The sequence below is a fragment of the Oculatella sp. FACHB-28 genome, from assembly GCF_014696015.1.
Taxonomy (GTDB): Bacteria; Cyanobacteriota; Cyanobacteriia; order Elainellales; family Elainellaceae; genus JAAUTN01.
Genome location: NZ_JACJPJ010000066.1, coordinates 1 through 19,049, shown reverse-complemented (window position 1 = coordinate 19,049; position 19,049 = coordinate 1). Strand labels below are relative to the sequence as shown.

Below are 19,049 nucleotides of genomic sequence, written 5' to 3'. Positions count from 1 at the left end.
GCTCTGATACTTCTACACCCAGGGAGTTCTGGTAGCGTTAATCCGTTGTTACAGAAGCAATCATTTATGGTGCGGGAAGTGGTGGGGGCGATCGCGTCACTCTGGCGTTATCCAGTTAAGTCTATGTTGGGAGAGGAAATAGAGGTTTCAAAAGTAACTACTCGTGGACTAGCAGGCGATCGGGCTTATGCACTACTAGACACGCAAAGTGGCAAAGTAGCTAGCGCCAAAAATCCTAAGAAATGGGCAAAGTTACTGGATTTTCAGGCATCTCTTACCGCCATGCCACAAGGCTATGAGTCTCTTCCACCCGTGAAAGTTTCCCTACCCAATGGCGACTCGATTACCAGCGAAGCACCCGAAGTCAGCAAAGTTCTTTCAGCCGCATTGGGGCGAGAGGTGGAGTTGCTCTCTTGCCCACCTGAAACCCCCACTCTAGAGCAGTACTGGCCCTCTGTTGAAGGCACAGCTCATCAGGATGCAGTCACTCAATTATTAATGCCAACAGGAACCTTTTTTGACTCTTGCTCCATCCACGCGATGACGACCGCAACCCTCGCTCGGTTGCACGAGCTTTACCCCGAAGGGCAATTTGAGCGCTGCCGATTTCGCCCGAATTTTGTTATTGAACCTACTTCGCGTGAAATTGCGTTTTTGGAAGATGAGTGGGTAGGAGGAATTTTGGCGATCGGTGAAACAGTTCGTCTCAGCATCGATACTGCCTGTCCCCGTTGTGTGGTGACGACCTTGGCGCAATCTGGTCTACCCGAAGATTTGAATATCCTCCGCACCACTGCTCGCTATAACAATGTTATTGCTGGCATTCGAATGTCTGTCTTGCAGGGCGGCACGATTCGCCGTAATGACTCCGTATGGTTAGAAAAGGCTACTTAGCCGATCTTCAGAAGAACCTTTTCAGAATTGGTTACTATAGCAGTCCCAAATGATTTGTGAGAAGTTCACCTAAAGAGGTGAGTTTCTTATAACTCGCTCATCTCATAACTGATTTAGGATTGCTATTCTATCCAGGGAAAGTGCTATGAAACGACTATGGATTGCTCTAGGTGGCTTGCTGCTGAGCGTTGTTTCTGGCTATAGCTTGTATTATTTTTCTCTGAGTGCTAGAGCAGCGATTCGTCGAGAGCTAAGTACCATCTGTTCAGAAGATTGGACAGCAAAAGATTTTCATCTTGTCGGAACTCAAACACAGTTACAGGAGACGATCGCCATCTATCGGCTCAATTGCTTTGACGGAGATAGCAGTATTAGTCGAGCTAGAAGAAGCTTCTTAGGCTACGAAGTTCTGGAGCGCAAAAGTTTAGGGTGGCGATCGGCCGAACTTGGGTCTCACCTTGAGGTCTTACCAGAGTTTTCTCAAGAATACGTCGAATACGGGACGGTGAACCGTGAGAACAAACAGAGCGATCGCCCTCCCATGATCTATGGTGAAATTCTTAGCCCTGATGTGACAGCTATAGAAGTCATCTTTGATACAGGAGAAAGCTTGCGACAGGAGAACAAAGATGGTGTGTTTGCAATAGCGTCACCAGAAGCCACTGAGGTTCGTGAAATCAGAGTCTTAGGTGAAAACGGTCTGATTCTACAGCAGGATAGTAACCAGTTGCCAACGGTTGACAACAATTTTACCTACGCGCCTGTTGCATCTAGTCCTGAAGATATCGTTCGTCATTCTTACTTCTCCGGTGACCTTTGTCCCAATCGGGAAATTCGACAGAAAGCTCAGGTTCTTGGAGACTTTCGGATTCTGCATGCAGTTCAATATCCACCGTACCAACAAGTTGTGTTTTTCAGGCTGCTTTGTCGCACTGACAGTAGAGCAATACAGTCTGCTGTGATCGGAATGGAAACTGTTGAGCAAAGGAACGCCAGTTGGCAGCAAGTGGAGGCTCCTTATTTTGAGCACCCTATAAATTACGACTTCAAATCTCTAGTTCGACGAGGAAATGTCTGGAGAGGCTTTAGCTATAGTCCTCTCTTGAGTTTTAGTGCGCCCTTTTTATCAGAAGGAGAAACTTTAAGAAGTACTTCTCTTATGACGTCAAATAAAACCCAAGATGGGAACTCCACCTTCTACTTCGGAAGCACCTTTGAATGTAGAAATCCGTTGAGAAATCCGTCGGTACCTGCTGCAACTGCTGCTGATGAAAGCTATACCTTCTATGCTGGCAGTACTTTTGAATATAGAAATTTATTTGCACCCGCCGAAGCCGTTGCTGTCGAAGTAACTTTTGGTACTGGAGAAACCTTAAAGGATCAGGTTATTAACGGGATTTTTAGTGTGATGCTACCTAAAAATGCAGGAGTTTGTCAGGTCAAATTTTTAGGAAGTGACGGTCGAGTTTTAGCGGAATTAAGTTGACCTTTAGCAAATTTAAAATCAACGCACTGTAGGCTTTCAAAAAGCTAACTCTGAGCACAGGGTCATTAGTCAGATGTGCCGATTCTGATTGAGTTATTGCTGCTAGCAGTGTATAAAGTTCTGGATATAGACAGATGACAAGCTGTATTGGGATATCCAGGTGGAGTTTATGAGCGGGTCTGGTTTTGCGGGTCGGTTTGGCTTTTCTCGGCGGGGGTGGCGATCGCTCCTCCAATTCTTTACGCTATTCAGCCTTTGTATTGCACTGATTGTCGGCTGTGGTGGTGCGCTTGATACCGAGCAACCCGCCAGCCCAGCCGCTAGCGGGGAAGCAGGCAGCAGTCGGATCACAATGGGCACGACGCAAAAAGTGGAAACGCTTGATCCGGCAGATGCCTACACAATTTTTACAGGCATCTTGCTCTACAACATGGGCGATCGCCTCTACACCTACGAACCTGGCACCACAGACCTAGTTCCCCAACTGGCAACCGAGATGCCAACCGTTAGCGATGACGGATTGACCTACACCATTCCGCTGCGAGAAGGCGTAACGCTGCATGATGGCACTGCCTTTAACGCCGAAGTGATGAAATTTTCTATCGATCGCTTCATTCAAAATGGGGGCGGACCAGCCTTCTTGCTAGGAGACGTAGTCAATTCGGTTGAAGCTTCTGGTGAATACGAACTGACCATCACACTCAAGGCTGAGTTTGCTGGATTCCCGGCACTCCTGTCCTTTTGGGGCGTAACCCCAGTTCCACCTGATGCCTACGAAATTGGCGAAGGCAGCTTCAAACCTGACTCCTTCATTGGCACCGGACCTTACAAACTCGCTTCCCTCAATGCCGACTCGATCAAGCTGGATGTGAACGAGGACTACTGGGGCGAACCTCCGGCTAATCAGGGCATCGACATTCAAATTTACGCAAGCCCAGCAAACCTGTACAACACCTTCCGCACGAGCGGATTAGACATTGCTTACCAAACGCTTGACCCTGACCAGATTGCCAGCCTGCAACGAGAGGAGGAAAGCGGCGGTTGGGAAGTGATCGAAGCTGGCACGAATGTAATCAACTACATGACGCTAAACCAGAAGATTGAGCCAACCAGTGATCTAAATGTAAGAAAGGCGATCGCTGCGATGATCGACCGCAACCTGATCAACGAGCGAGTCTTTCAAGGCAACGCAGAGCCGCTCTACAGCATGATTCCGACTAGTTTCGAGATTTATAAACCTGTCTTTGAGCAAGCTTACGGGGATGGCGATTTCAACAAAGCCAGAGCATTCCTGGAAGAAGCCGGATATTCGGAATCCAACCCGCTCAACCTTGAAATCTGGTATCCCTCTGCCTCCACCGAGCGCAGCATCATCGCCAACACGCTTAAGGAATCGATTGAACAAGGGCTTCCAGGCTTAGTCACCGTTGCTGTCAACAGCGCAGAACGTGCCACGCTCTCTGAAGGGGTTGACACCGGGCTCTACGAAACCGTTTTGCTCAACTGGTATCCCGACTTCTACGACCCGGATAACTTCACCCAGCCTTTCTTTAGCTGCGACCAGGGTTCACCCGAAACGCTTTGCGAGAAAGGTGCAAGTCAGGGCAACGGCTCCTTCTACTACAGCCAAAAAGCAAATGACCTGATCACGCAAGAACGGGCAGAGCAAGACCCCGCTGCTCGTGATGCCGTCTTCACTGAACTGCAAGACTTATCTGCTGAAGATGTTCCTTACATTCCCCTCTGGCAAAACAAAGATTATGTCTTTGTTCAAGACGGGATAGAAAACGTCAGCATCGAGCCAACTCAGCAGTTCTTGCTCTGGCAAATTTCTAAATAGGAATGATGTGAGGGAGGGCGATCGCCCTCCCTCACCTTCCGATCTGTTCGTAATTTGAACTTATTAAAGGCAAATTAAGAGTTTGAAGATGAACAGAATCAACGTTTTTAGAGCAGTTGTCAAGTGTAATCGCTACAGGTTTACCCTGTTCGTCATAATCCAGGATTAGATCATGAGTAATTGCGTCAGTAGAGGCTACAGGTTTGTTGGTTAGCTCGATCGCCAACGTATCGGTTTCAGGAAAATATTGAATCTTCACTGTGACTCCTCTCCTCGCTGTTGTCGTTTATAAAAGTTACGGTCAAAAAAACATTGTGAACAGTTTCTCCATCGTCTAGCGTAATGACTCATAGAACCCGACCTTCTGCTTCTTCAATGTTGCCCCAGAAGGCGATACGGTTATGAGGCTGCATTTCTTGCTTAATTGGATTAGCTAGCACACGCTCTATCCATTCTGGTAAAACTTCAGGATGCTTCTGAGAAGCAAACTCCCTAAAATATTGAGTGCTTTTCATGTTTCAGAATAGCTTAGTAAACCGATACCAATAAGTTTCATGTCTCGTTCTACCGCCCTGGGTTACTATATTCTCTCTCGTGTGTTGCTTGCGCCGTTGATGCTCTGGACGATCGTGACGCTGGTGTTTTTGTTGTTGCGGGCAACGCCAGGTGATCCGGTTGATGTGATTTTAGGCGGCAGGGCACCAGAGGCGGCGAAGGAAGCATTACGATCGCGCCTCGGTTTAGACGACCCGCTTTGGCTGCAATACGTCGATTACCTGAAAGATTTGCTCAGGCTTGATCTAGGCACATCGCTCACCAGCCAGGGACAGTCGGTTTGGGAAATTATTCTGCAATATTTTCCGGCTACCGTCGAACTAACGGTGTTGGGTGCAATTATCGCAGTACTGGTGGGGGTGAGCGTTGGTGCATTGGCTGCATCCAAACCAAACACGCCTGTCGATGCAGGAGGACGGCTGTTTGGCATCATTACCTACGCCCTGCCAACCTATTGGGTGGGAATGCTGTTGCAGCTTGTGTTTGCTGTGCAGTTGCGCTGGTTTCCGATTGGCACTCGCTTTCCGCTGTCGTTCACGCCTCCCGATCGGCTAACTGGGCTATACGTGATTGATAGCCTGTTGCAGGCAAATTTTGGAGCGTTGTTCACAAGCTTGTATTACTTGGCGCTGCCCAGTTTGACCCTAGGAATTCTATTGAGCGGCGTGTTTGAACGAATTGTGCGAGTAAACCTGAAGCAAACGCTGCGGTCAGACTACGTAGAAGCGGCGCGCGCGCGAGGCATTCCTGAACGGCAAATCGTCATGACTCATGCGCTGAAAAATGCGATGATTCCGCTGATTACAGTATTGGGATTGACGATCGCCTCACTGCTGGGAGGCGCAATTTTAACGGAGGTGACTTTTTCCTGGCCAGGACTGGCTAATCGGCTATACGAAGCGATTGGGTTCCGGGATTATCCTGTCGTACAGGGGATTATGGTGTTTTTTGGCGTGATTGTGGCGATCGCCAGCATTTTGATTGATATCTTCAACGCCTACGTCGATCCTCGGATTCGCTACTAATGCAGAACAGTTAGTTAAACCGCATTGAAACGAGGATTGGCTCTTAAAATAGTCGGTTCAAGGTCTTGCATCCAGTGAACAAAAGAGCTTGAAAGTTCTTTAAAGTCAGCTTGACGCACCAACAAGGCTGTATAACGTGCCCGCTGCCTGACTACAATTGCACAGTAGCCCGCCCCATGAATCACAGCATGACGGAACCCTTCTAACTGTAAAGACGAAACGAGTAAAGACTGTAGCCCCAGCGCCTGAAAAATCGTCTGCACCCAGCCAATATCACCACTGTCAGCCGTTGTGAAATATTCTTTAGGCAAACCGCTTAAATCAAAAATCGCTGCTCCAATAACGGAGTCTGAATAGTTCACCTGCACACCCTGCGGGTTGATGTGATGCTGTGTTGATTCGGCAATTTTAGTGTGGATCACCTACGGGCCTCAGGAAACTCTGGATTTAACTTGAGAAGCGCATTGTTACTTGCATTCGTGCAAGTGATGCACAAGTTAAACCTTGCTATTAAATAGCTTAAGAAATAAACGTCCTTTCCACGACGGGAAAAATACCCATTTAAAGTGGGTAGATTCAACAAAATAATAGGAATTATTTGAATTTGAATTGGACTACAGCTCTGAAGGGGTGTCGGGTGCTACTTCTACTCCCTCCCCTTGACGAATGACTTGCTGATCTGTAATCAGATCGCTCAACTCATTAACCTGCACACCAATTTGACTACAAGCGTGTTGAAGCTCCTGCTTAAAGGTGTTGAGATCCCGACCATAACCACACAGTCCTGCAGCAGTTTCGATGCCTTGTTTGGCATTGGCCTTAGCGCAGTCGATCAGCTCTATGCCTTTTAGCGGTGTGGATGATGCCATAGTTCTCAGGAGATTATTCACTCTTGTTTGGAGCAGTCTACAAAGAAACTTAACGCCAGTTCATCTTCCTAAGGCAGCAAAAAGAATGTCCTTGCCTGAAGGATGTTGGACACGGGGTTGGGGAGTTAAGCCCGCGATTTTAGAAACAAATTTTGCTGCGCGATCGCTTTGCTCACCCTAAATAGCTTTAGTTTTGCCAATACTTATAGGCGGCATAGGCCATTGTGACCACACCGGTAACGATCGCCGCTTCATTGACGTGAAACTGAGGATGATGCAACGGGTAATTGGGCTGGTCAGGGAAGGCGACGCCGAGACGAAACATTGTGCCTGGAGCGTGGTCTAGGTAAAGAGAGAAATCTTCAGCTCCAAGGGAGGGTTCTAGTAGAAGCTGCACGCGATCGCTTCCCCAAGCTTCGTGAGCAGCGGCTTCTACCAACTGGGTAAGTGCCGGATCATTTTGCACCGAGGGAACGCCTCGCCGGTAATTGATTTCGTACCGTGCCCCAAAGGGCTGGCAAACACTAGCGACAATTTGCTCAATCCAAGTTGGCAGAGCAGCACTGGTTTCAGGATGGAGCGATCGTACTGTTCCTAGCATTCTCACCTGATCGGCAATCACATTAGGTGCCCTGCCGCCTGTGATTTGTCCAATCGTCAGCACAACCGGACGCAGTGGATTGTGGGTGCGACTGATTGCCTGCTGAAGTGTCGTTAACACCTGGGCCGCAATCCAGATTGCGTCGATTGCTTCGTGCGGTCGGGCCCCGTGTCCCGACTCTCCTAAAATGGTGATTTCCAAATCATCGGCCGCAGCAGTCAGTGCCCCATAGCGAATGCCAACACAGCCACCGGGAATAGTCGGAAAAGTATGCAGTGCCAAAATCGCGGACACATCCTGCATGACTCCATCTTTGACCATCCATCCTGCTCCCTGGGCAGTTTCTTCAGCCGGTTGAAATAGAAATCGAATCGTGCCTGGTAGTGTCTCACCTAGCTGAGCCAACACCATTGCCGTTCCTAGCCCTACCGTCGTGTGGACATCGTGACCACAGGCGTGCATGATGCCAGTTTGTCGAGAGGTATATTCCAACCCGGTTTTTTCTTGAATAGGCAAGGCATCCATGTCTGCACGAATTGCTAGAAGGCGACTATCAGTACCAGAGCCGAGCATTTCACCCACAACTCCCGTTTTACCAACTAGTTCTTGCACATGCAGACCACAAGATGAAAGGACTCCTGCGACGTAGGCAGCCGTTTGATATTCCTGACCGCTCAATTCAGGATGACTGTGGATGTGGCGACGAATTTCTATCAGACGGGGGGCAAGATTCGCAGCAATATCTTTAATCCGACTCAACATCATTCCGGGGTGATTGGTTTTACCTCATGATAAGCAGTTGTTAAAAGAAATACTGTAAACGCAGTGTTAGATTCCCGCTAAATATAGTCTCTACTCAGGGGCGATCGCCTCACCTTAGTGCCCCATCCCTAGTCCCCAACCCCCAACCCCCAACCCCTATCTCTAGTGCAAGTAGTGCAAAAGTACCCTGTTCTAATTCTATATCTAGTGCCATGATGGGTTGAGAAGCGATGGCTGTACGAGCACCTATCCTTCTCTCCAATCATTCAGCTTGAGTTGGAACCCATGCCCTACACACTGTCTGCCGCTAAACTGCAAACCTACTATCACTGCCCTCAGGCTTATTATTTCCGCTATGAGCGGCGAATACAGGGAGCAGCGTTTTTTGGCTCAGCAGCACTGGGGACTTCGCTCCATCAGGCTTTAGCGCAAATTTACCAGGAATGGCACTACCAGGATGCGATTCCACGCTATGACTGGATTGAGTACTGCTGGAGCCGACAAACCAAAGACCTGACGGCAAACCAGATGGCAGAAGGGCGATCGATTTTGAGGCGTTATTACAACGACTTTATTGTGAGTCAGTCGGTGATGCGCCGACCTGTAGCAGTTGAAGGCAGAATTCAAGGAACGCTACAGGTGCAGAATTTGGAGTTTGTTCTGTCGGGACGGTATGACCGCCTGGATTTACTAGAAGACGGGTTGGAGCTGATTGACTACAAGTCAACCAAGGAGGTTGAGCCACCCCAGCCTGATGAAATGGATTTGCAAATTGGGCTGTATTATCTGGCGCTAGAGCAGCGCTATCAGCGTAGTTTGCGACGCTTGAGCCTAGTGTATCTGCGAACTGGAAACAAGGTGAGTTTTGAGGTCACGCCTTCTCATCGGCAGCAGGTCGAGAGTGTGATTGGCGAGCTAGCCCTTGAGTTGCGACACGATCGCAAGTGGCTTCCCTTCCCTGGCGAACAGTGCGATCGCTGTGCCTATGCGCGATATTGTTCTGCAGTCAGAGCCGAACCCGATCCATTGCCCGAAGATGCCAAACCAGAGTCCGAATTGCAGCTTGTTCTTAGCCTCTAACTCCACTTCGAAAATAGGCATGTTTAATTAGACTCCCTGCATGAATCGTTTTTCGAAGCGTGAATGGGGACGCGGCTTTGCCGCGTCCCCATTCAGCAAGAGGTCTATTGTTTAAGGTGTAAGCGGCAAAGCTACAGTAAATTTGGTGCCAACGTTGATTTTGCTGCTGGCGTGAATCCTGCCTCGATGCAGATCGACACACTTTTTCACGATCGCCAATCCTAACCCTGTCCCAGGAATCCTACCCACGTTGCTACATCGGTAGAAAGTTTCAAACAGACGGCTTTGATCTTTATCGGGAATTCCAATTCCCTGATCCTCGATAGAAAAAAAGGCAGTGTTATTTTGACAATTTAGATTAAATTGAATCCTACTTTGTGTCGGAGAATATTTAATTGCATTGGAGATGAGATTGATAAAAATATGCCTCAGTAAAGCGACATCCATCTCAGCTTCCGTGCAGTTTCCTTCACGGGTAAAAACAATAGAATGGCGATCGCCATCATTGAGCTGCATTGCTTCAACTAATTCCAGGCAAAAGTTTTCTAAATTTAATGGAACAGGATTGTATTCTAGTCCACCTGCTCCACTGCTGCCTAATAGTAAAACTTCATCCAATAGGTCAAGCATTTGATCAATTGACGTCTGGATTCGGTTGAAATATTGCTCTCTTTTTTCTGGCGTAATTTGCTGTCCGAGACATTGAAGCAACTCTGTAGAAGAACGAATTGTTGTCATCGGTGTGCGAAATTCATGGGAAACCATTGAGATAAAGTTAGTTCTCATTAGGTTCAGTTCACGCTCTTGATTAAGCGCTTTGAGCATGTTTTGTTCGCTGTTTTTGAGGCGTTTTAGAATCTGTTCACGCTCGATCGCATAGCGAATTGCTCGCACCAGCAGTTGAATCGTAATTTGGTCTTTGACCAAGTAATCTTGCGCGCCGCTTGCCATGACCTGCAAAGCCAATTCTTCATCATCTGTTGCAGTTAAAACCACAATTGGCAGACTAGGAATAGCAGCACGAAATTCTGTGATGGTCTCTAGTCCACTGGAATCTGGTAAATGTAGGTCAAGCAAAACGACATCAAAGGGGCGATCGCAACAAGCGTCAATTGCGTAGCTTAATCGATCGACGTGTGTCATTTCCCAACCTAGTTGATTTGCCCGTAAAAGTATTTGACGTAATAAGTTTGCATCAGTGGAGCTATCTTCTACTAATAAAATTTGAATGGTAAATTTTTCCATAACGCTTCTTTGATAAGAGTTGCGATAAATTGAGATGCTAACTCTTTAAAAATTAGGACTCAAGAAATTTTAAGCAATAGGAGTCTGGTATCGTGTTAGCTAATTCTAATTGGCTTAAAGAAAGAAATCGCTATTCCCGATTAGGTAGAGTGAAATAAAAAGTGGTTCCTTCGTCTGGTTGAGATTCAGCCCACAGGCGACCTCCATGACGGTCTACAATCTTTTTGCAAATTGCTAAACCGATTCCAGTACCGGGAAATTCCTGACGAGTATATAAGCGCTTGAACACCTCAAAAATTTGCTCAAGATAACGAGGTTGAATGCCAATTCCATTGTCGCGAATACTAAAGATTTGCTCTGAGGCAGTTTGCTCTACCCGAATATAGATTTTGGGCGGTTCCTTACGCCGAAATTTGATAGCATTACCAATCAAATTTTGAAAGAGTTGAATCAATTGAGTTTTATCTGCAATAACCATAGGAAGTGAGTCATGGAAGATAGCAGCATTATTTTCGGCGATCGCCACCTGCAAATTACGTGAAACTTGCTCCAGCACCTCGTTGCAATCGGTTGGAGTAAGCACCAAATCGTGAGTGCCTACCCGTGAGTAGGCGAGCAAATCATGAATCAACTGCTGCATTCGTTGCGTTCCGTCCACAATCCAATGCATGTATTCTTTTGTTGATTCGTCCAGAAGATCGGCTGGCAAATCTTGCATCAGAAGTTGAGTAAAGCCCGAAATTGCCCGAAGTGGCTCCTGCAAATCGTGGGAAGCTACAGAAGCAAACAGTTCTAGCTCCTGATTAGAACGTACCAATTCACCAGTGCGCTCTTGAACTTTGATTTCTAACTCAGCTTTTGCCTGTCGCAGTGCCTCTTCTGCCTGTTTGCGCTCAGTAATATCCGTGCAAGTGCCAATCCATTCTCGAACGGTGCCATCTGCCTCACGCACCGGAACGCCTCTCACCCAAAAATCACGGTAGCTGCCGTCTCGGGTTCGCATTGGCTGCACTTGCTCATACAGGCTTTGAGTGGCGATCGCCTGAAGCCAAGACTGATGAATCCGTTCACGGCTGTCCGGGTGAATCGCCTCTAGCCAACCCAACCCTTTGATCTCCGCATCGGTTTGCCCAGTAAGCTGTTGCCAAGCAGAGGTGTCTCCAACTGTCTTGCCGTTTGCATCGCTGAGCCAGATGACTTGAGCAGAGGCGATTGCTAAAGACCGATAGCGCTGTTCACTCTGAGTTAACGCGATTTCTGCTTGTTTTCGCGCGGTAATATCTTGAAAAAAAATCAGCAGTCCTTCACGGGATGGGTAGATCCGACTTTCAAACCATTTATCCCAGAGTGGATAATATTCCTCCAGTTGAACCATTCTCTGTTCAGTTACTGCTTGGTAGTAGGCATGATAAAGCTTCTGCCCAATTCCTTTAGGGAACTCTTCCCAAATATTTTTACCAACTAATTCTTTAGTATCACGATTGAAGATGTGTCCTGCCCGCTGGTTAACATAGGTATATCGCCACTCAGGGTCGAGGGCGACAAAAGCATCGGTAATTCTTTCCAGAATGTTTTCTAGTTTTGATTTTGTAGCTTGCTGCTCTAGACGAATTGCCTCTTCAGATAGGGCTTTGCTGACACCAATTTGTTTGTTAAGTAATCGATAAACCCAAATCAGCAAAATAAAACTAGAAAAATAACCGATACAAATTACCAAACAAATATTAGAAAAGCCGGTTGCTGCTGCTCGTTCTTGTAGCAAGGCATACTCCTCAATTTTAAGGGATTGTAAGCCTGACCTAATCTCTGGTTGAACAGCTCCGCCTTGTTCGATAAAGGCAATCCGTGCAGGCGTTTCTAGCTGATTGTGCTGAATTAGACTGACTGACTGATCGAGCAAAGCTAATCTTTTTTCGATTAGAGGTTCAAGGCGTTCGAGTCGCTGCTGTTGAGTTGGATTGTCGATGGTTAGTTGCCGAGTTTGTTCAATTGACTGAGTAGCTTTTTTTACGCTGGTATGATATTTGTCCAGGTCAACTTTCCGCCGAGTACTCAGATAGTCTCGATGGGCGTTTTCTGCCTCGCTTATTGCTTCAAAAGCATTGTCAATTGATCCAATTACCTTGTAGGTGTGAATTATCCATTGCTTATTTTTAACTAGCTTTTGAAGTTGGAAATAAGACGCGATGCTAACGCCACATAGCAAAAATATCGCTAGACCAAATCCAGCAGCAACAATTCTTTCAGGAAGTGCTTTCACGGCAGGTTTCTCAACTGATCAATCGTTTTTGATAAGCGCGGCTGGAAACACATTGACCTACATTTAGTTTTACATTGGATTCAGACCCTGATCGCAATTCAAAATAACTTTTAGAGCTATGTGTGGAAGATTTACTTTGAGCCAAACGAGTGAGGCGATCGCCAATCACTTTCGGCTAGCCGAGGTGCCCGACCTGCCGCCGCGCTACAACATTGCCCCTACTCAGCCCATTGCTGCCGTAGTGCTGGACGACCAAGAACAGCGACAATTTACACATTTCTATTGGGGCTTGATTCCTTCCTGGGCAAAAGACCCCAAAATTGGGGCAAAAATGATCAACGCTAGAGCCGAAACCGTCTCCGAGAAACCTGCCTTTCGGGCTGCCTTTAAGCGCAGGCGATGTTTAATTGTGACGGACGGATTTTACGAGTGGAAAAAGGTGGAAAAACAGAAGCAGCCATTTTATTTCTGTTGCAGCGATTACCCCAAAGAGGGAACTGCTTCGCATCGCCATCCCTTTGCTTTTGCTGGGCTGTGGGAACACTGGCAAAGCTCTGAAGGGGACACCATTGACTCTTGCACCATCCTGACGACAGAAGCCAGCGAGTTAATGGAGCCGATTCACAACCGAATGCCCGTAATCTTAGATGAACCAAACTACGATCGCTGGCTTTCCCCAATGTCTAAACCTGATCTGCTACAGGCTTTGCTGTGTCCTCATTCTGCTCAAGGCATGGAGCGTTATCCCGTAAGTAGTCAGGTCAACCGTGCAACTCACGATAGCCCTGACTGTATTCAGCCTCTCGCTGAAGCAAGCATTGCGGAACAGGTATGAAAGCACTGCTGAAGCAGGCTGAGCGGGCTTGGGAAGCGATCGCCCACGATCTGATGCTGACTCATCCTGAGTTGCCCAATGGAGCCAGCCAAATTGCCCAGCGGATTGTATTAGTCACGCTTTGTCTGACAATTTGTGAAAATCGGAGAATTGTTGCACCCGGTCAGCTTCAGCAAATTTCCCAACAAACAGATCTCTATGCCCGTTTGACGCAGTACTGGCGTAGGGTGGGCTTGAGCAATCTCTCAATCGATCCACAGCAGCTTCACCTGAGCGTTGCGGACCATTTGCTGCGTGACCTGTGCAGTCGTTTTGCTCAATTTGTCTCTTGTGGTGACACGATTCCCATTGAGACATTGGGGCAACTTCACGAGATATTTTTAGCAAAGGAAATTAATCCTGGAGCAAAATTGCCCAAAATTGGCAGGCGAAAGTCTGCTGGGGCTTATTACACACCGAGAGCGATCGCTCATTACATCATCCAAAACACCGTTGGACATTTGCTCAAATCGTGTCCTGAAAACGACCAAACCCCGCTGCGAATTCTTGATCCTGCCTGTGGAGGCGGCATTTTTTTGCTGACAGCTTATCAAGTTTTGCTAGACCACAAGGAAACTCTCACCCAGACAGAGCGTAGTCAAATTCTGATCAATCAACTTTATGGCGTTGACCTTGATCCACAAGCAGTTGAGGTGACACGGTTATCCCTATTGCTGAAGTTGCTAGAATCTCTGCCTCACCCTGATTTGGACCAACTGCCCGACCTCAGCCACAACATTCAAGTGGGCAATGCGATCGTCGGGCAAGATGCTTGTCCGCAACACAAAGCGCTGCAACGAGAAGCACTTCATCCGCTAGATTGGCAAACCGCATTTCCGCAAGCGATGCAATCGGGAGGGTTTGAGGTGGTGATTGGCAACCCGCCTTACATTGACTCAGAAACGATGACGCGATGGTTGCCCCATTGCCGTCACTATTGCATGACTCACTACAACGCGGCCGCTGGCAACTGGGACATCTTTTGTGTGTTTATTGAAAAGGCGCTGCAACTATGTAAACCCGGCGGATTAAGTAGTCTGATCGTGCCAAACAAACTGCTGTCGGCAGACTATGCAGCAGGGGCGCGATCGCTCCTACAGCACAACCAGCTTCTTTCAATTCGAGACTACTCCCGTGTCTCAGTATTTGAAGTAGCTGTTTATCCGCTGGTGTATGTGGTGCAAAAAGGCACTCCCTTCACATCGTCAAAGATTCACTATGAGTTAATGCAAAGTGTGGAAGAAGTTGCCCATTCTCACATTGTTTCTCCAGTCATAGAGTTCGACCCATCTAACGCTAAGCCGTTTGATTCTGAGCAGGCTGTTGAGAGAAGCTTGCCCTGGCTAGTTACACTTGAGCCGCAGCAGGCAGACTTGATGTTGCGACTGCGGCAGTTTCTACCTTTAGGTGCAATCGCCCAAGTCCTAGGAGCCGCAACTGTTGCCGAAGCTTACGCAATTCAGCCGCTAATTCAGGAAAGCCAAGCTCCTACTCCTGAAGATCTGCAACTAGTCAACAGCGGCACGCTCGATCGTTACTGTTTTTTGTGGGGGAGAAAGCGATTGCGCTATTTGGGCGCGTCTTACTTGCATCCGGTGATTCCAGCCCATTTACGTCAGCACCTACCGCGCAAACGAGAACAGCAGGCGATCGCCCCCAAAATTCTAGTCGCAGGAATGACAAGGCAGCTGGAGTGTGCCTTGGACTCGGCGGGTACAGTTTTGGCTGCAAAGTCAACTTCAATCATTCAATCCGAAATTGACTTGCGCTATTTGTTAGGCATACTCAACAGCAAGCTGATTCGCTTCTATTTCACTAGCAGTTTTGCTAGCAATAGCCTCAGCGGTGGTTATCTGCGTGTGGGTCCGCCGCAGTTGAAACAGATACCGATTTGTTGGGGAGATGGGGAAGGGGAAAAGGGGAGCGATCGCTATAACCAGCTAATCTGGTTGGTTGAACAAATGTTGTTGGCGTCAGCTCAACAAGAGCCTGCAAAGCCAGCAGGGTTACAGGAATTCCACCATCAAATCAATGCGGTTGATCAACAAATCGATCAGCTTGTTTGCGAACTGTATGGTCTTACGGAAGCAGAAACCGAGATAGTGTTAGCCTGCGTTCCCCATGAGAGGGTTTCTGCTCAGTAGCGGTATTATCTCCCTCTGACCTCGAACACTTGAGCTAACTGCGATTGCTATTTTTAGCGCTTTGTCGCGACATTTATCCTCAAGAGTTAAGATATTTTTACCCTCTCCTTCTGAAAATCCAATGTCACTCACAAATCAGGTTTATCCCGTTGTCTGGCAGGGCAACTGCGTTTTGCTCATTGACCAAACTCGCTTACCGGGTGAATATGCTGTCGTCGAAATTAGTCGCTGTGACGATATGGCACTAGCAATTAAAACCATGATTGTGAGAGGTGCGCCTGCAATTGGAGTTGCTGCGGCTTATGGCATGTATTTGGGTGCTCGTGAGATTGAAACTGACAGCCGGGATGAGTTCTTGACCCGCTTGGAAGCAGTTGCTCAAAAGCTGAGGGCGACGCGACCCACAGCCGTGAATCTGTTTTGGGCGATCGACCGGATGCTGAAAACAGCACGTCAAACGATTGGACCCGTTGAGCATTTGCGGCAGTCTTTACTCAACATGGCTCAGACAATCAACGCAGAAGATTTGCAGACTTGTCGGGCAATTGGCGATCGCGGACTAGAAGTTTTGCCCTCTACCCCTGCTAAACTGCGGATTCTCACCCACTGCAATGCCGGGGCGCTAGCAACTGCGGGATATGGGACCGCCTTAGGCGTAGTGCGATCGGCCTGGTACAACGGTCGCTTAGAAAGGGTCTATGCAGATGAAACTCGTCCCCGCTTACAGGGCGCAAAGCTAACTGCATGGGAATGCGTGCAAGAAGGAATTCCAGTGACTGTTATCACGGATGGCATGGCGGCTCACTGTATGCAAAGAGGCATGGTTGACGCAGTCGTCGTTGGGGCTGACCGAATTGCCGCAAACGGCGATACTGCAAACAAAATTGGGACTTATAATGTCGCCCTAGTTGCCAAAGCCCACAACATTCCGTTCTTTGTTGCGGCTCCGCTGTCTACAGTTGACTTCAAGCTTAGTGATGGCCGTGAAATCCCCATTGAGGAGCGTGATCCTGAAGAGGTTTTTCAAATCGGCGATACCATCATTTGTCCGCCCGGAGCCGATTTTTACAATCCCGCTTTCGATGTCACTCCAGCTAACCTAGTCACCGCTATCATCACTGAACACGGCTCGATTTCTCCCAGCCAACTAGCTCAGTTTCAGACTCAGCAGGTTGTCTAGGATTGCTTACCTCAATCCTTAAAGCAAATTAATTCTGAATCTTCACTTTGCCGCTACTCAAGTTTATGCGTCTTCAAGTTGAGAACGCAGCTTTTCTAACTCTGGATCAGTTTCAGAAGCATTAGACGATGAAGGTTTACTAGACGGCAAGCTAGCCGGAGCTGCACCAGAGGAAAGTTGCGCTTTCATGGCAGCCAGTTCTGCGTCAATGTCGCCGCCACCCTCTAGTGCTGCAAACTGTTTCTCTAGGTCGTCGGTACCCAACTCGGCGATCGCTTCAGACTGAGCCTCAAGCTGCATCACTTTCTCTTCCATGCGCTCAAATGCAGCCATGGCACTACCTGTACCCACACGCCCCATCATGTCGTTGATTTGCTGAGATGCTTTGGCAGAGCGGGCGCGAGCAATATACATATCCTTCTTGGTTTTTGCCTCAGAGATTTTGCTCTCTAGGGTCATCATGTTTTGCCGCAGCTTCGTAACAACGCTGTTTTGTTGAGACAATTGCCCCTTTAGCGCATCAGCCGTTTCCTGATAGGACTTGCGGCGAGTCAGAGCCTCCCGTGCTAGGCTATCATCCCCTTTCTGCAACGCCAGCTGCGCTCGCTGATACCACTCATTCGCAGTTTTTTCAGACTGAGCTGCCTGTCGCTCAGTTCGCTTTTGAGTGGCGATCGCCTGTGCTACCGACTGCCGCAGCTTAATCAGATCCTCCTGCATGTCCAGTACAGTCTGCTCCAAAATTTTTTCTGGATCTTCCGCCTGTCCGACCAGGCTATTCAAGTTGGCACGAATCACACGAGCGATCCGGTCAAAAAGTCCCATAACAGATCTCCGCTAATCCTGGCTGCTAAGGGTGAAGATAAAAGCGCTATGAAGCGTTTCTAAACCTTTCACATCCTACATCTCCAAAGTTAATCTCATAGTATCGCACCTTGCGATTTCACAAGGTTGACCAAAAGTTAGGGATTGCAGCAGGTTGGTGAACAACTCAATACTGGCGCTATTCAGGTAGCTCAGCCGCAAAATCTTCACACTTACTAAATTCATAGGGGCCCATTAAAGCTCCCCATAGTGCTTGCCCTGTTTCAGGGTCAACGCCGCGATCATAGCTTGCAAAAGAATTTAAGCCAACATCAAACCCCAACACCACTTGGCGAGTTGTGCCCTCATACTCAAAGCAGCACTTGCTTTCGGGTAAGGGCCGCGCCTTGAACATATTGTCTTGTAGAGTGATATCCAGTACACAACCAAGCAGTGGCTCCAGATCAGAAGCTTCTAACTTATTCAACAAATCAGTATCAGCACCTGCACCTTGAAACTGATTAGGGTGTTTGAGTGCTAGATATTGAGCTTGCAAGCGATCGCCATTCTCCGAGAACACAACAACTCGCTGACGATAAGGTTGATTTAAATAGAGCGCATTCGCCTGCTCTGCAAACAGTGCCAATTTCCCTTGGATTCGCTGTCGTAAAGGACGCTGCCAGAGTCGCAAATGCACAAACCAAGCAGGCTGTTCAAATGCCTGCTTGCGATTGTCAAACTCTCCCGCTAACCACTGCACCAGAGCTGTCAAAGTTTGGAAATTAGACATGAATTAATCTCAATATCAGTAATTTAATCTTGATGTTTTGCTGATTCAGATACAACTCTTTCATGCCGTTCAACTATGCGTTCTATTTCGCTCAAGTGCTATAGTTGCTCCAACTGGTTAGTGTACAGAGGCAGTACAACTATAAGTATTTCCAGGTTTAGAGGGTCGTATCTCACTAAACCTGGAAATATTTGTGGAAAATCTTGGGCGTACTGTAGGTATAGCGCAGGTTGGGTGAAGCGAATGCGTCACCCAACAGAATTTAGGTGGGCGTTAGGTTTCACGTTGTTTCACCCAACCTACATCCGAAGATTTGTCAGTCAACCAGCCGGGAATACTTGTGGAAAATCCTGGGCAGTACCGGAGTATCTGGAAAACTACCAACGATACCCGTCCTCACGAGTCGTTTTGCCTAATTCATTAAAGATAATCAGCGTGTGCTGCTAAGCGCTATTAATCTAGAAACAACCCTTGCTATTTCAGCAAGCTCTAATGATGTAAACCACAAATTCCTCCTTCGCTTTATTGAAGGAGGAATTCGTGGTTTTTTAATTAATAACCTGGCGCCGAGCTATTTTTGCGGAGGGCAACCCCTCAACTATCTTTGCCGCAGCGATGTTTCACGACCGAGTTCGGGATG

Annotated in this window: 18 protein-coding genes; 9 read left to right on the top strand and 9 right to left on the bottom strand. The window is 47.8% G+C overall.

The features are described 5' to 3' along the window. Window positions 1–66: 66 nt before the first annotated feature. From H6F88_RS14210 to H6F88_RS14200, 3 genes are all read left to right on the top strand, one after another. A complete protein-coding gene (locus tag H6F88_RS14210; RefSeq protein WP_190643410.1) occupies window positions 67–894 on the top strand; it encodes an MOSC N-terminal beta barrel domain-containing protein in 828 nt (275 codons plus the stop codon). 145 nt (window positions 895–1,039) lie between these two features. Next, window positions 1,040–2,380: a hypothetical protein gene (locus tag H6F88_RS14205; protein ID WP_190643409.1), complete on the top strand. Its 1,341-nt coding sequence runs from the start codon at window positions 1,040–1,042 to the stop codon at window positions 2,378–2,380. A gap of 169 nt (window positions 2,381–2,549) precedes the next feature. Next, on the top strand, window positions 2,550–4,220 hold the full coding sequence (locus tag H6F88_RS14200; RefSeq protein ID WP_190643408.1) for an ABC transporter substrate-binding protein: 1,671 nt from the start codon (window positions 2,550–2,552) through the stop codon (window positions 4,218–4,220). 31 nt (window positions 4,221–4,251) lie between these two features. Here H6F88_RS14200 and H6F88_RS14195 read toward each other — a convergent pair whose 3' ends face one another. Continuing rightward, window positions 4,252–4,479, bottom strand: coding sequence for a DUF2283 domain-containing protein (locus tag H6F88_RS14195; protein WP_190643407.1), 228 nt, complete (start codon window positions 4,477–4,479; stop codon window positions 4,252–4,254). Window positions 4,480–4,567: 88 nt separating this feature from the next. Beyond that, window positions 4,568–4,735: a hypothetical protein gene (locus H6F88_RS32655; RefSeq protein ID WP_199333608.1), complete on the bottom strand. Its 168-nt coding sequence runs from the start codon at window positions 4,733–4,735 to the stop codon at window positions 4,568–4,570. 39 nt (window positions 4,736–4,774) lie between these two features. Here H6F88_RS32655 and H6F88_RS14185 point away from each other — a divergent pair, with 39 nt between their 5' ends. Next, window positions 4,775–5,800: an ABC transporter permease gene (locus H6F88_RS14185; RefSeq protein ID WP_190643406.1), complete on the top strand. Its 1,026-nt coding sequence runs from the start codon at window positions 4,775–4,777 to the stop codon at window positions 5,798–5,800. A 14-nt stretch (window positions 5,801–5,814) separates the two neighbouring features. Here H6F88_RS14185 and H6F88_RS14180 read toward each other — a convergent pair whose 3' ends face one another. From H6F88_RS14180 to H6F88_RS14170, 3 genes are all read right to left on the bottom strand, one after another. Next, entirely contained in the window at window positions 5,815–6,222 is a 408-nt protein-coding gene (locus H6F88_RS14180) for a hypothetical protein (RefSeq protein ID WP_199313735.1), read from the bottom strand. Between the two features lie 192 nt (window positions 6,223–6,414). Next, a complete protein-coding gene (locus tag H6F88_RS14175; protein ID WP_190643405.1) occupies window positions 6,415–6,669 on the bottom strand; it encodes a hypothetical protein in 255 nt (84 codons plus the stop codon). A gap of 187 nt (window positions 6,670–6,856) precedes the next feature. Next, a complete protein-coding gene (locus tag H6F88_RS14170; RefSeq protein WP_190643507.1) occupies window positions 6,857–8,032 on the bottom strand; it encodes a M20 family metallopeptidase in 1,176 nt (391 codons plus the stop codon). A 285-nt stretch (window positions 8,033–8,317) separates the two neighbouring features. On the opposite strand from H6F88_RS14170, the gene H6F88_RS14165 reads away from it, so the two are divergent. Beyond that, window positions 8,318–9,112, top strand: coding sequence for a PD-(D/E)XK nuclease family protein (locus tag H6F88_RS14165; protein ID WP_190643404.1), 795 nt, complete (start codon window positions 8,318–8,320; stop codon window positions 9,110–9,112). Between the two features lie 111 nt (window positions 9,113–9,223). Here H6F88_RS14165 and H6F88_RS14160 read toward each other — a convergent pair whose 3' ends face one another. Together H6F88_RS14160 and H6F88_RS14155 are read right to left on the bottom strand one after the other, a co-directional pair. Next, a complete protein-coding gene (locus H6F88_RS14160) occupies window positions 9,224–10,357 on the bottom strand; it encodes an ATP-binding protein (RefSeq protein ID WP_190643403.1) in 1,134 nt (377 codons plus the stop codon). Between the two features lie 130 nt (window positions 10,358–10,487). Further along, window positions 10,488–12,617 (bottom strand): PAS domain S-box protein, encoded by a 2,130-nt coding sequence (locus H6F88_RS14155; protein WP_190643402.1) that lies wholly within the window; start codon window positions 12,615–12,617, stop codon window positions 10,488–10,490. A 118-nt stretch (window positions 12,618–12,735) separates the two neighbouring features. Between H6F88_RS14155 and H6F88_RS14150 the strand changes: the two genes are divergently transcribed. The 3 genes from H6F88_RS14150 (at window position 12,736) to mtnA (ending at window position 16,815) form a co-directional block, all read left to right on the top strand. Beyond that, entirely contained in the window at window positions 12,736–13,452 is a 717-nt protein-coding gene (locus H6F88_RS14150; protein ID WP_190643401.1) for an SOS response-associated peptidase, read from the top strand. Beyond that, window positions 13,449–15,635: a DNA methyltransferase gene (locus tag H6F88_RS14145; protein ID WP_190643400.1), complete on the top strand. Its 2,187-nt coding sequence runs from the start codon at window positions 13,449–13,451 to the stop codon at window positions 15,633–15,635. The genes H6F88_RS14150 and H6F88_RS14145 overlap by 4 nt, the downstream gene beginning before the upstream one ends. Window positions 15,636–15,756: 121 nt before the next feature. Continuing rightward, entirely contained in the window at window positions 15,757–16,815 is a 1,059-nt protein-coding gene (mtnA, locus tag H6F88_RS14140; protein ID WP_190643399.1) for an S-methyl-5-thioribose-1-phosphate isomerase, read from the top strand. A gap of 63 nt (window positions 16,816–16,878) precedes the next feature. Here the strand turns inward: mtnA and H6F88_RS14135 are convergent, their stop codons facing one another. Both H6F88_RS14135 and H6F88_RS14130 read right to left on the bottom strand, forming a co-directional pair. Beyond that, the gene (locus tag H6F88_RS14135) at window positions 16,879–17,640 is read right to left on the bottom strand and encodes a PspA/IM30 family protein (RefSeq protein ID WP_190643398.1); all 762 of its coding nucleotides are present in this window, start codon (window positions 17,638–17,640) and stop codon (window positions 16,879–16,881) included. Window positions 17,641–17,818: 178 nt separating this feature from the next. After that, window positions 17,819–18,409 (bottom strand): chromophore lyase CpcT/CpeT, encoded by a 591-nt coding sequence (locus tag H6F88_RS14130; protein WP_190643397.1) that lies wholly within the window; start codon window positions 18,407–18,409, stop codon window positions 17,819–17,821. Between the two features lie 437 nt (window positions 18,410–18,846). Here H6F88_RS14130 and H6F88_RS32910 point away from each other — a divergent pair. Further along, window positions 18,847–19,049 (top strand): hypothetical protein (locus tag H6F88_RS32910; protein ID WP_206756446.1); only part of this gene is annotated, 203 nt, incomplete at its 3' end.